The sequence below is a fragment of the Pseudoalteromonas sp. KAN5 genome (genome assembly GCF_022846535.1).
Classification (GTDB): domain Bacteria; phylum Pseudomonadota; class Gammaproteobacteria; order Enterobacterales; family Alteromonadaceae; genus Pseudoalteromonas; species Pseudoalteromonas haloplanktis.
In genome coordinates this window covers 1,278,951-1,292,219 of record NZ_AP025589.1, presented here as the reverse complement: position 1 = coordinate 1,292,219, position 13,269 = coordinate 1,278,951, and the positions used below count along the sequence as shown (strand labels likewise).

Here is a 13,269-nt window from a genome sequence, read left to right as displayed (position 1 = left end):
ACTGGTTAAAAAATCACAGTAATTATAATGATTTTTGCTCCTAATTGCGCGATTAAATCGTGTAATTAGCATGTTCTTCACCTAAGCGGTGTAATTTCATGCAAAAAAATTATTTTTTTAACTGCTCCGAGTTGTTTAGCGTACAAGTGTACGCTAAAGTACGGGGCAATTTCTAAGCGATGATAAGTGTTATGGAACCTAAAAATAGCTATACAAAAGAAGATTTGATCCTGTGTGGTCAAGGTGAAATGTTTGGTGAAGGCAATTGTCGTCTACCAAGTGACAATATGTTAATGATGGATCGTATCATCTCAATCACTGATGACGGTGGTGAGCATGGTAAAGGTGAAATCATTGCTGAATTAGATATCAACCCAGATCTATGGTTTTTTGACTGTCACTTTAAAGGTGATCCGGTAATGCCTGGCTGTCTTGGTTTAGATGCAATGTGGCAATTAGTTGGCTTTTTCCTTGGTTGGTCAGGTGGCCCAGGTCTTGGTCGTGCATTAGGGGTGGGTGAAGTTAAATTTACCGGTCAAATTCTACCAACAGCTAAAAAAGTGACCTATCGTTTAACAATGAAACGTGTGATAAAACGTAAATTATTCATGGGTATGGCTGATGGTACGGTTGAAGTAGATGGCCGTGTTATCTATGAAGCAAAAGATTTAAAAGTTGGCTTATTCCAAGATACCAGTGCATTTTAATTAAAGTGTAATGTTACAAAAACGCCGCTTCATACAGCGGCGTTTTTGCTTAAATTCGAAACATGAAAATTAGGTTTTATACATATTGCGATTTTCTATCGCTTCGCGCCAACCACCTAACCACTCTGATTTTGGGTCTACTTGTTGATAAGGGCAAAGGTCTTTAGACCGACCCGCCAAACCTGCTTTAAAACCTTGAGAATGAGCTCTTTCTAACCGATCTCTTTTCTGTCTCTTCATAGGTAAATCCTCACCTTTTATATTTATATATTTGTAGCGTTTATTTCATCTACAATTAATGAATAGTTAATAAAACTGTTAAATTCAAATCACAAAAGCAATTAAATAAATTGACTTTAACTAAGCTACTGATGCAAAAATGAATTAACATATAAAAAAGTAAAGTGGTCGTACCAACTGCTGTGCGACCTATTTCTGTACAAAAAAATTACGACTATTTAATCATTAACACGCAGTTTCCTGCCTTAATTGTGACTACCATTTATAGGTGAAGTTCCTATAAAAAATGTAATTATGACAACTTTATTTCAACTCATTAATAGTAAAGCAGTTTAATTTTAGAACTATTTTTTCATTTGATTGCATGCATCAACATCGTCTTTTGGACAAAACATGCACTACTTTTTATGAACTGTTTAAAAATTAATCCTTGCATAAATAAATACGATCGGTCTAATATGTGTTTATGCTAAATAATAATCAAAATCCACCACGTCGTGGTCGTCCACCAAAAGTTGCTCGCAGTAATGTAGACACTAAAGCATTAATTATCTCAACTGGGGTCGAAACACTTACAGAATTTGGCTTCAGTGCAACTGGGCTTGATACTATATTAAAAAAAGTAGGCGTGCCAAAAGGCTCTTTTTACCACTACTTTAATAATAAAGATGCCTATGGCTTAGCCGTAATCGATGCCTATAATGATTATTTTATTGCTAAGCTTCGCCGCTACTTAGAACAAGATGATGTTCCTCAGTTAGAGCGACTTATTAATTTTACCCAAAGTGCCGCTCGAGGAATGGACAAATATGATTTTAATCGAGGTTGTCTCATTGGTAATTTAAATCAAGAGCTCAATCACCTCAGCGATGAATTTAAAAATAAGCTACTAAACAGCTATCAAGCATGGCAACAACTTGTCCAAACCTGTTTAGAGCAAGCTCAGCGAGAAGGCGTTATAGCCACCAGCGTCAATACACAGCAAATGAGTGAGTTTTTCTGGATCGGTTGGGAGGGAGCAGTAATGCGAGCTAAGCTGACTAAAAGCACTCAACCCTTGATTTTATATACAGAAATGTTTTTACGCGCATTACTAAGATAATTAAGCAATGCGTTTTTTATTTATCAATTAAAAGACGATCGGTCTAAAAGGAGCCGTAATGAACACACAGTTTAAAGCGCTTGTAATAACCAATAGTGATGATACTTATTCTGCATCATTACAAACACTTAACCACAGCGAATTACCCGAGCATAATGTAACGGTTGATATTTTATATAGCACCTTAAATTATAAAGATGGCCTAGCGATCACCGGGAAAGGACCTGTTGTGCGTTCATTTCCTATGGTGCCAGGCATTGATCTAGTAGGTAAAGTCACAACGAGTCATTCAAGTGAGTTCAACACAGACCAACTCGTACTATTGAACGGTTTTGGTGTCGGCGAAAAACACTGGGGAGGCCTTGCTCAGCAAGCGTCATTAAAAGATGAATGGCTGATCCCCCTCCCTGCCACCTTAACACCTAAACAAGCGATGCAAATTGGCACTGCTGGTTACACAGCAATGCTCAGTATCATTGCCCTTGAAAAACAAGGGATCACACCTGACTCAGGAGATATTTTAGTAACGGGTGCTAACGGTGGTGTCGGAAGCTTTTCGGTGTATTTACTTAATTTATTAGGTTATACCGTTGTTGCTGCCACAGGAAGAGTAGATCAAACTGATCATTTAAAACAACTTGGTGCTTCACAAGTAATTGACCGCTCAGAGTTATCAGCACCAGGTAGACCGCTTGCTAAAGAACGCTTTGCTGCAGCCATCGATTCTGTCGGTAGCCACACGCTTGCCAATGTTTGTGCCTCTTTAAAATATGGCGGTGTTGTTACTGCATGTGGTTTAGCACAAGGTATGGATTTCCCCGCTTCCGTTGCCCCTTTTATTCTGCGTGGTATTTCATTAATAGGCATAGACAGTGTAATGCGCCCTAAAATTGACCGAATTCAAGCGTGGCAACGCTTAGGAGAATTGGTTGAACAAAGTTACTTAGATAAAATATCAACTGAAATTAACTTAGACGATGTGGTTAACGCTGCTAATGAACTAATGGCCGGTAATATTCGTGGCCGTGTAGTGGTTAATTGTCAGCTGTAAAATGAGCAACTAAAGCTTCTTATAGAAAAAGCTTTAGTTGTTATATAACTAAGCACCTAGACTTGTTAGTTTATCTTTCATTTCTTCTTTTGAAATCAAACCCATTTCATGTTGCTTTTTAACTTTGCGGATAGTGTCAAAATTATCTAGTTTTAAGCGTGCTTTAGCTAATTTTTGCTCTTTTTCTTGTTCTGAAATTACATCAAGTTTCACCGCTTTTTCAAGCTTCTCTTTTTCTTGATCATATTCTTTTTGGAAAATAGCTTTCTCTTGAATGATGATTTGATCTTTGAGTTTTTTCTCAATTTCAATTGCTTCATCTTCAAGCTCAATTTTTTTCTCAAGCAAAGGTTCAATACGATTCAGCGCTTCTTGCAAAACTGTTTCGACGTTTTGGCCTTGGTTTTCTAGTAAGTTTTCTACGTACTTTTTACCAATATCTTGGTAGCTTATATTCAACTGTCCTTCGATTGAGGTGATTTCCGAGCGGATCGCTGATAATTTTGAATTTTCTTTCATTGAGGTGCTCATATCTGAGCTTAACTTAGATGTTGATTCGCTAATATTTGAACCAATTGTTGTCGCTTGCGTTTTAATTTTATTAAAAAGACCCATGTATATTATTCCTTAAATTCATCATCCAATGTTGTGGCATCATGCCAGCGCTTTATACAAAGCCTAGGTATATTACCGATAAAGAAAACAAATGTAAATTGCATAAACAAACTACTTAGGTATTTTGTTGTATCAAATTAGCGTGATAAAAATTATAATTCTTTTAACAGATTTTAGAAAAAGAGTGTAATCATGAGTAATGAAGATTTATTCAGCAATAACCCATTGCAAGGTGTAAAACTTGAGCAAGTTGTATCAGAGTTAGTTGATCAATATGGGTGGGAACTGTTACATGCTTATCTACAGCTAAACTGTTTTAAAAATAACCCTGATATTAAATCTGCTGTTAAATTTTTACGTAAAACCCAATGGGCACAAGATAAAGTTGAAAACTTTTACTTATATCGCCTAAAAAATTTACCTAAGCCTGATGATGTTCAATATCAGTTACCACCTCGCGACCGTGTTATTCCTGAAGATCATAAACCTGGCGAGCCTTGTGAACTTAGCTTTAGTGATGCCAAGCGCATTCAAGCAAAAAAAGAAGCGAAAGATCGTGCTCGAACCCGCAAACAGCGCTCAAGTGCGAGTAACCCTTGGGGTAATTAACACACAACGGAGACAATGAACAACTCAGTGCTTACGTTATACATTGTCTCTGCTTTCCTGCAATCCCCTTTAAACTCCCCTTCATGCATACTATTTACTCTGTAACAGTGCAGAAATACACGCGAAGCACCAAAATAGTGCGAGTGTACTTTCATCTTCACCAATTAATTTATAAATCATCTATAAATAACAAGTTTATAAGATAGTAATTGTTGTATTAGCAGCATTTCCTGTAATTTTTACTTAATTTATATACATGGTCAACTTCTTGCTTTACGTCTATTGCACTGATTTATAAAGGAGTAATAGGTGAAGTCTGTATCGATGTTTTTAAGTAATAAAGAACTGTCGTGGTTACCCTACTTTGGCAGCAATGGAAAAATAGCATTAGGTATAGCCTGCTATTTAAATCGTCATAGAACAACATTTATTCGCAATACCTTTGAAGGCATCGCAAATACCCGACTTGAATTGCTACTTGATTGGACAAATAGCCAGTGGCATTTTTTAACCACTATTGCCAACGAAGTTCACTTAACCGAGAATAATTTAGACAGTGCTAGTTTAGTAAATAAACTAAAGCAATCTAATGACATTACAGAACTATTTACTATTGATGAACAAGGGCACGTACTCGCATCAAGCCATAGTGCACATGTTGGACAAAATAACTTATCTAAAGCTGCTATTACAGCTGGATTTAAAGAACGTTTTTTACATGGCCCATACAGCGACCCATTAACTAAAACATTAGGCCCACGCTCATCTAAATTTCATGATGCTGTTACCTTAATGTTTTACTTGCCGATTGAATTAGCCAATAACCATAAAGTTTGTTTATGTGCACGAATTCCAAACGATGTGATCGGGGATTTAATTCAACGTGAGGCAGGCCATATTTATCAAGACTCTGGTGATAACTATTTGTTTATGGTCAAAGCAAATTTTGATAATTCGATCACACCAGGCACAGCACTTTCTCGCTCTCGATTTGAAGACCGAACATTTTCGCTTGGTGATAATTTAAAAGATGGCGTTAAAACAAACTGGGGTGTTATAAAAATAAAGGAACACACAGAATTAGAATTGCGCTTTACCGATCCTGCAACTAAACAATTGCACCCTGGCGTTCGAGAAACAATCCGCCAAGGGCAAAACTTATTTGTAAACTATCCTGGCTACTCTGATTATCGACATATCCCTGTTATTGGCAAAGGCATCACCTTTACTCTTCCAGGCTCTCACGATCACTGGGGAATGATGTGTGAAGGTGATTTAGAAGAAGTTTACCGAGGGCGGTCTATTAGTTTTAACCTTGTTACCCTGCATACTATTATTAATGCAGTTGTCGCTAGTATCGCCCCCCTATGTCATGAAGTGTTCGGACTCAGCTGGTCTACCTCATTAAGTATTGCTGCAGCATCTTTAATTGCATCCAGTGTCTTATTCGCAAAACGAGGACCTAGCCGCTTAGCGCGACGCTTGCAAAAAATGACGGATGTGATCAGGGGGATCGCAGAAGGTGGTGGAAACTTAAAGCAGCGTTTAGACATTTCCCGTTTGCCAAATGATGAAACCGGTGAATTAGGACGTTGGACAAATAGTTTTATAGACAGTTTAGATAGGACGGTCGGTAAAGTGATCAAGGTCTCGCAAGAAGTACGCGAAGCCAAAACTGTGCTTGTGACTAAACAAGATGAATTTAGTAACAATGCCAACATCGTACTTGCTGAAACGCAAAAACTACTAAAACGATTAGAGATCCAACTTGCAAATATCCAAGGAGCTACCAATGAAGTTGAAGATATTCGTGATAATTTAGAGGCCGCTGCAAAGCAAAGTGTTGAGCGTTTTCAAACCATCAGGCAACAAACTCAAGGGATACACACATCAATAGATAGCTCAGCAAAAACAATTAATGGCTTACATAGTCATGTGAATAATGTTGGCTCTGTGGTTGGCATGATAAGCCAAGTGGCCGATCAAACAAATTTATTAGCATTAAACGCGGCTATTGAAGCAGCCCGAGCAGGTGAACAAGGTCGAGGTTTTGCTGTCGTTGCCGATGAAGTGCGAAATCTTGCTGGCAGAACTGCAGAAGCAACCACTGAAATTAGCCAATTGATTAGTAAAATTCAAGACAGTGCCAAACAGTCAGTGGAAATAATGCAAGCCAGTATGCAAAGTGTTGAACAAGATATGTTGTCTACGCAAGATATAGTACATGATGATAAACAGCTTAATGTTACTTTAAATCATATGTTAGCGACCTTAAGTGATATAAACCAAAAAGGCACAGAACAATTGCAAAGTGCGCGTCAAGTTAATCAAATAAGTTCTCTATTACAAACCTCTTTAGATGATGTCCGCTTAGGCACAAGTTCGGTAGATAGAAGTGCAACTGAACTCGAGCGCCTTATTGCACGCTTTGAGGTAACCACTAAATGATAAAACTTCTATCGTTACCAGTTTTATCATCAAAACTGGTAACAAGCATAAATAGAGATTTGTTATTAATACAGGATCATTTTCACAGCGGTTGCTAACAATAAAGTAGCGAAGATTTTTTTTATCAATGACACTGGTAGGTAATGAGTGGCTTTGGCCCCTAATGGCGCGGTAAACCAAGATGTGCAAATAATTCCAAACAATGCAGGTAGATAGACAAAGCCAGCGAAACCATCAGCAAGTGTGTACGTCGTGATGCCTGAGCTGATGTAACCTACTGAACCAAATAACGCAATCACGATACCGCAAGCAGAAGCGCAGCCAATGGCTTTTTTCATATTTACGCTGAAGAAGGTTAATAAAGGCACGAGCAACGCGCCACCGCCAATACCTATCATTGCAGATACACCACCCGTAAGGGTTGTTAAAATAGTTAATAAGCCTTTATTAGGCAGTGTACGCTCTTGTGTTGTATTCCCTTTACTACTGAAAAACATTTTAATCGCAATCAGCACCACAGTAACTGCAAACACAATTCGAACAGTTTTTTCCGGTAATAATGCTGCCAAAAAACCGCTAATTAGTGCACCAAGCGCGACTCCTGTCATTACCCAAGGGGCAAGCTCCCAAGGTACATTGCCGTTTTTATGATGCGCAATTGCCGATGACGTTGAGGTGAAAAGTATTGACGCTAATGAAGTAGCAATTGCAACAAGAACAACATGCTCTGGGGGTAACACATTAAAGTGAAGTAAAATAATGCTCAATACAGGCACAATAACCAAGCCACCACCAATACCTAGTAAACCAGCTAAAAACCCCACTCCGCTGCCTAATAACGCACAGCACACAACTAACACGAGCAATTCATTCATTCCGTTATTCTCTTTTTTCAGGGCAATCATCCTAGATGAAAGCAGTTATAAAGCGGCTAAGTGAGCTTTCACAGAAGCTATCACCCTACTGCTGAACAATAATAACAAGCTGTCAGGCCATTGCGGCTAACTCACTATATAAATGCCAGTATATCAATATAAGCCTTGGCCAATTATATTTTTGACTTAGATAAGCCCTGAATAATCTTCATGTTTTAAATGAAATAAATACAAGTTAAACATCTAGAGCTTTAGATGGCCAATGTAGCATTTATGTTTTTAGATAATATCGATCACAATTTACAACCAAATAGAAGTCACTTTAATGCCCATGAATATGGCTCATGTTTTAGGTGAAATTAAACCGTTTTTCTTCATGTACCGATCAACGTATAAATACCTCAACGCTTACACGTTACACAGAGCAACATAGTGTTATGACGCCTCTAGGAAAATAGTTGTTCTGTTTAACGAGTTACTCATAGTTAGCTTACTAGCTAAAGAATTTGAACATTGAGCAAGGCTCACGTTTTAAACTAAATATGGATACTCGAACACGATGAATACAGATTTTAAATTTACTATTAAAAGCATTTGTCTTGATGAAAACTATCAGCCAGCACAAAGTACACGTATCACCACTAACTTTGCTAATCTAGCTAGAGGCAGCTATCGTCAAGCTAACTTGCGCAACGCTTTAAAAATGATTGATAACCGCTTTAATGCCCTAGCCCATTGGGATAACCCTAAAGGCGACCGTTATTCTGTTGAGCTTGAAATTATTTCTGTGGATATGGATATTGCAGGAAGTGGTGACAGCTTCCCATCAATTGAAGTATTAAAAACCAATATCGTTGATCATCAAACAAATAAACGCATTGAAGGTATTGTTGGCAATAACTTTTCCTCCTACGTGAGAGATTACGATTTTAGCGTACTACTACAGGCCCACAATAAAGGGAAATCAAGCTTTAGTATCCCTGATAACTTTGGTGAGTTGCACGGCAAACTATTTAAATACTTTATTAACTCTGATGTATATAAGCAGCACTTTAAAAAACCACCGGTTATTTGTTTAAGTGTGTCAGATAACAAAACCTATCATCGCACTGAGAATCATCACCCGGCATTAGGCGTTGAATATCAGCCAAATGAAAGCTCTTTAACTGAACAGTACTTTAAAAAGATGGGCTTACAGGTTCGCTATTTTATGCCTGCAAACAGCGTTGCACCGCTTGCATTTTATTTTGTTGGCGATTTATTGAATGATTACACTCACCTTGAGTTAGTCAGCACCATCAGTACGATGGAAACGTTTCAAAAAATCTATCGTCCAGAAATTTATAATGCCAATGCAGTGGCGGGTAAATACTATCAACCCAATTTAAAGAACTTAGATCACTCATTAACACAAATTGTGTATGACCGCGAAGAGCGAAGCAAACTAGCAAGTGAACAAGGCAAATTTGCAGAGCAGCATTTTATAAAACCATACCAAACTGTGCTTGAGCAATTCTCAGCAAGCTACGCCTAAGCATAAAGCTTGATCGCGATTAAAATTAAATTATAAAGACGGCATGACTAATTATGAAAACCAGTACAAACAAAATTCTATTACCGACATCCACTGCAGGCAGTTTGCCAAAACCAACATGGCTTGCAGAGCCAGAGACGCTTTGGTCACCTTGGAAACTTCAAGGTGATGAATTAACTGACGGTAAGAACGATGCACTACGCATCTCTTTACACGAACAACAACATGCAGGTATTGATATTGTTAGTGATGGTGAGCAAACCCGCCAACACTTTGTCACCACCTTTATTGAGCACCTAAATGGCGTAGACTTTGAAAACCGTAAAACAGTGAGAATTCGTAACCGCTATGATGCTAGTGTGCCTACAGTAGTTGGTCCTGTTAGTCGTATAAAACCGGTTTTTGTCGATGATGCTAAGTTTTTACGCAGCCAAACCAAACAGCCAATAAAATGGGCACTACCAGGCCCTATGACCATGATTGATACACTTTATGATGACCATTATAAAAGCCGAGAAAAACTTGCTTGGGAATTTGCCAAAATTCTGAATCAAGAAGCCAAAGAGTTAGAAGCCGCCGGTGTTGATATAATCCAATTTGATGAGCCCGCGTTTAATGTGTTTTTTGATGAAGTAAATGACTGGGGAATTGCCTGTTTAGAAAGAGCCATTGAAGGTCTCAAATGCGAAACAGCCGTGCATATTTGTTACGGTTACGGTATCAAAGCCAATACAGATTGGAAAAAAACCTTAGGCTCAGAATGGCGCCAGTACGAAGAAGCGTTTCCAAAGTTGCAGCAATCTAATATCGATATAATTTCATTAGAGTGCCATAACTCGCATGTGCCAATGGAATTACTTGAGCTTATTCGTGGTAAAAAAGTAATGGTAGGCGCCATTGATGTTGCAACCAACAGCATAGAAACGCCAGAAGAAGTCGCCAACACGCTCCGTAAAGCCCTGCAATATGTAGATGCAGACAAACTCTATCCTTGCACTAACTGTGGTATGGCACCGCTTCCTCGCGCAGTTGCTAGAGGCAAGCTCAATGCATTAACAGCAGGCGCAGAGATCATCCGCAAAGAGTTAGCAGCCGGTTAAGGGGATTACTGACGAGGTATGTTAAACGAGGCATGATTTCTGCCTCGTTTTTTTGCAGGAAGCTTTTATTAACCCGTTACAGGCTGTGCCATTGCTGCTTTAGCCCTATCAAATGTATAACACCTAAAGATAAACAAATAACAGAACTCCAACCCCAAAACTCAGGAGAGCGCCCCATTGGTGAGCTAATAAGAACAAAGCCAGCAATCCCTCTAACTAAATATATTGTTGTTATTAGTATCAGCACCAAGCGCACTAAAGGCAGTTTTAAAATAAGCCCTGCCGCAGAAAAGGCATACAATGACCAAGTTGCAAGCACAATAAAAATAGCCAAAGTTATTAGCGTTGGCTGAATATTACCTTGCGCAGCCAGCTGAGCCATTTGCTCACCTGCGCCAAAAAATCGATACCAAGGTGCGCCAAAATAAATACAGCCTAAATGCAGGATTGCAGCAATAGCACTCAATGTGCCCGCAACGATTAAAAAAATATTCATGTAAATAAACCTCCGTGTAAGCGAATGCGATTTATAGTGTCATTTAATTAAATTTAGGAGAAAAATAATAACGTACCACATATAAATACGCATTATCTAAAATCCTAAGCTTGCTTACTATAAAATATCAATAGCCGCGCTTTTGCCAGAATTCTATTTCAGACATAGACTCTTGCTCAAATACTGTAAATGTCTTATCGGCTATTAACTTACCGTTTAGCTCTATCGTCATACGCCAATCACCAGTTTTATTGGCTATTGGCTCCCACAAGGTGTCGCCTAGGTAAAAGTGCCAGTCGTTATCTTTAACATATTCAAAACCATCAAACGGTGGCATCACCTGCCCATCAGTATCAGGTATATCTGGGTGGTAAATGCAATAGTGGAGTTTTTCGCCTTTGGCTTTTTTTATATTAACAATTAAACCAAATTCAATATCGAGTTTAGCGGGTACTTTATTAGTAAAAGATTGAATTTGAGGTAACTCTTTTGACGATGAGTCCCAATGACTATAAATACCATAACTTTGTAAGGTGATCTCAGGCTTATTTTTTGCCATCGCTGTCCTCGTTTAATAATACTTTAACTATTAAGCGTCATAACGCTTAGGATCTTTCGGAAAGAATAATTCGGGTTGTTTATCACATAAACCAAATTCACGGGTGTTTTTGTAAGGTAACTTCATAAACCCAGCAACCCCTACATCGGTAATACTGACCGCATATTGCATGAGCTTATTGAGCAAGCGTTTAAATTCAACTTCTTTACTGGCATCAAGCAGGCGGTAGTAATGGTGAATTTTCATTCTATCAGGTAGAGCTTCAAAAATAATGCAGCCGGTGTGATGAATTTGATTTAGTTCAAATACACACTTTATGACTTTTTTAGGTAGCTGCAGTTGTTCATCGGGATCTTTACCGTCTTCAAAGTATGAATGCGGACGCGTAACATCTGAGCTTGCTAAGTTCATCACTTCGTAATCAAGCTCTGGAAGTTGTTCAAATTTAAATGCGCCAGTGCCATCGCGCTCTAATTGAATCGTTTTTCGAGCATCAAATAAACAGCATTTAAATAAGCCTTTTTGGCTAATACCCTGAGCTAACATTACCGTATTATTAATTGCTTGGGTAAAAGCTGACCCTAAACTTTCGTCATGCATTATCAGTGACGATTCAATAAATAAAGAATCTTCTTTCCAATGGAAACTCAATCCCCCTACTACGGGGTATTTTGCCAAACGACTAATTGAAGCTAAAAAGGCTTTTTCGGTATCGCCGGTATCAAACAAAAACTCTTTATAATAACGGTCAAGTTGCGCATCATTTACATCAAGTAATTGCTGCTTATGATCGGCTTGGCGTAAAAACTGTTTTCGCGAGCTATATACCACCGTATCTGGAAGTTCATCAGCGTTGCCAAACCAAAATGGGATCTGCGCCCTCATATCATCCGCTAAATTTAATTCTGGTAAATACGCTTTTGCCATACTAGGCATATTGCGCATAAAGTAATCGCCGGCGCCATCGCGGATAGTTTTATCCTTTGACAACATGCCGTCAATCACTTTTGCCAGCTCCATAGGTAAACCCAGCGAACTTGCGGGGATCACTTGCGCACCAAAACGACATGATTGTGCTGAGGCAAGTGCATAAAGAGTCGATGCAACGCCTTGTTCATCAAAACGGGGGGAGGATTTGGCGCCCGACATTTGTTCATCACCAATAAAGTACACATCGCCCATACGGGCATTCGTGATACTAATATCTCCCGACATTAAATCCATAATATTACTGGCTATTGGATTTGCGTCACTATCTAGTTGTGCGTAAACAGAGCTGCCCCAATCCACCAGCGATAATCCACGGCTTGTTTCATCCCAGACTAAGTTTGAAGGTTTAATATCGCCGTGAACAATTGGCTGCGGATTTAAACCATTTTTATGACTACGTAAATCTATCAGTACATTGCGAAGCTTTAAAGCGAGATCGGTGATCGCTGCTGCGCTAAAGCGGCCCTTCTTGAGCGATATTTTTTCTAAGTCTTCACCCATAGCACGGGCCATCATTAAAATGCCCTGCTTTTTTATTCGCTCAAAAGCATAAAACTTAGGTACTAATGGATTATCAACTTGCGAGAGCATAAATGCTTCATCTTCAAGACGATCACGCACACTTTGTGCAAGAGTAATACGAGAGAACTTAAACACCCAAGGTAGCTTTTGATGATCAAGCCCAGCAAACACAAAACCAAACGCACCAGAGCCGATCATTTCGACCTCTCGATAGCCTAAATTAGTTAGCTGCTTAATACAGATATTAAGCCATTGACGATGTTTCTTTGCATCGTGGTGAGAAAGCAAATAGACCGACTGCTCTTCATTTATATAAAAATTGCGGATCTCTTTGCTTTTCACTGCTGGGTCTCAACGTATTTGAATAAATTTAAGATGCTTATAAGGTAACCCGCTGATTATTCATTTTTTAGCTGTAAAT

13 protein-coding genes are annotated in these 13,269 nt (G+C 38.7%); 7 read left to right on the top strand and 6 right to left on the bottom strand.

All coding sequences use genetic code 11. The annotated features are described in order from the left end of the window. Positions 1-191: 191 nt before the first annotated feature. Positions 192-707, top strand: coding sequence for a bifunctional 3-hydroxydecanoyl-ACP dehydratase/trans-2-decenoyl-ACP isomerase (gene fabA / locus KAN5_RS05605; RefSeq protein WP_016707187.1), 516 nt, complete (start codon positions 192-194; stop codon positions 705-707). A gap of 69 nt (positions 708-776) precedes the next feature. On the opposite strand, the gene rmf is transcribed toward fabA, so the two are convergent. After that, entirely contained in the window at positions 777-947 is a 171-nt protein-coding gene (gene rmf, locus KAN5_RS05600; protein ID WP_016707188.1) for a ribosome modulation factor, read from the bottom strand. A gap of 466 nt (positions 948-1,413) precedes the next feature. Here rmf and KAN5_RS05595 point away from each other — a divergent pair, with 466 nt between their 5' ends. Together KAN5_RS05595 and KAN5_RS05590 are read left to right on the top strand one after the other, a co-directional pair. After that, complete coding sequence (locus KAN5_RS05595) at positions 1,414-2,049, top strand: TetR/AcrR family transcriptional regulator (RefSeq protein ID WP_244390677.1); 636 nt, start codon at positions 1,414-1,416, stop codon at positions 2,047-2,049. Positions 2,050-2,107: 58 nt separating this feature from the next. After that, positions 2,108-3,100 carry an MDR family oxidoreductase gene (locus KAN5_RS05590; protein WP_244390676.1) on the top strand — a complete coding sequence of 331 codons (993 nt, stop codon included), beginning with the start codon at positions 2,108-2,110 and terminating at the stop codon, positions 3,098-3,100. A 48-nt stretch (positions 3,101-3,148) separates the two neighbouring features. Here KAN5_RS05590 and KAN5_RS05585 read toward each other — a convergent pair whose 3' ends face one another. Continuing rightward, on the bottom strand, positions 3,149-3,715 hold the full coding sequence (locus tag KAN5_RS05585; protein ID WP_016707191.1) for a hypothetical protein: 567 nt from the start codon (positions 3,713-3,715) through the stop codon (positions 3,149-3,151). 192 nt (positions 3,716-3,907) lie between these two features. Here KAN5_RS05585 and KAN5_RS05580 point away from each other — a divergent pair, with 192 nt between their 5' ends. Together KAN5_RS05580 and KAN5_RS05575 are read left to right on the top strand one after the other, a co-directional pair. Beyond that, a complete protein-coding gene (locus tag KAN5_RS05580; RefSeq protein WP_016707192.1) occupies positions 3,908-4,324 on the top strand; it encodes a VF530 family DNA-binding protein in 417 nt (138 codons plus the stop codon). 309 nt (positions 4,325-4,633) lie between these two features. Continuing rightward, positions 4,634-6,772 carry a methyl-accepting chemotaxis protein gene (locus tag KAN5_RS05575; RefSeq protein ID WP_244390675.1) on the top strand — a complete coding sequence of 713 codons (2,139 nt, stop codon included), beginning with the start codon at positions 4,634-4,636 and terminating at the stop codon, positions 6,770-6,772. A 65-nt stretch (positions 6,773-6,837) separates the two neighbouring features. Here the strand turns inward: KAN5_RS05575 and KAN5_RS05570 are convergent, their stop codons facing one another. Continuing rightward, positions 6,838-7,647, bottom strand: a complete 810-nt coding sequence (locus tag KAN5_RS05570; protein WP_016707194.1) for a sulfite exporter TauE/SafE family protein — start codon at positions 7,645-7,647, stop codon at positions 6,838-6,840. A 559-nt stretch (positions 7,648-8,206) separates the two neighbouring features. Here KAN5_RS05570 and KAN5_RS05565 point away from each other — a divergent pair. Both KAN5_RS05565 and KAN5_RS05560 read left to right on the top strand, forming a co-directional pair. Next, positions 8,207-9,181: a DUF1852 domain-containing protein gene (locus tag KAN5_RS05565; RefSeq protein WP_138555266.1), complete on the top strand. Its 975-nt coding sequence runs from the start codon at positions 8,207-8,209 to the stop codon at positions 9,179-9,181. Positions 9,182-9,234: 53 nt separating this feature from the next. Beyond that, entirely contained in the window at positions 9,235-10,281 is a 1,047-nt protein-coding gene (locus KAN5_RS05560) for a methionine synthase (protein WP_138555267.1), read from the top strand. Between the two features lie 76 nt (positions 10,282-10,357). Here the strand turns inward: KAN5_RS05560 and KAN5_RS05555 are convergent, their stop codons facing one another. From KAN5_RS05555 to KAN5_RS05545, 3 genes are all read right to left on the bottom strand, one after another. Further along, on the bottom strand, positions 10,358-10,777 hold the full coding sequence (locus KAN5_RS05555; RefSeq protein ID WP_244390674.1) for a hypothetical protein: 420 nt from the start codon (positions 10,775-10,777) through the stop codon (positions 10,358-10,360). 127 nt (positions 10,778-10,904) lie between these two features. Further along, positions 10,905-11,336: a DUF3859 domain-containing protein gene (locus KAN5_RS05550; protein WP_016707198.1), complete on the bottom strand. Its 432-nt coding sequence runs from the start codon at positions 11,334-11,336 to the stop codon at positions 10,905-10,907. Positions 11,337-11,366: 30 nt separating this feature from the next. Beyond that, a complete protein-coding gene (locus KAN5_RS05545) occupies positions 11,367-13,190 on the bottom strand; it encodes a serine/threonine protein kinase (RefSeq protein WP_244390673.1) in 1,824 nt (607 codons plus the stop codon). Between the last annotated feature and the right edge of the window lie 79 nt (positions 13,191-13,269).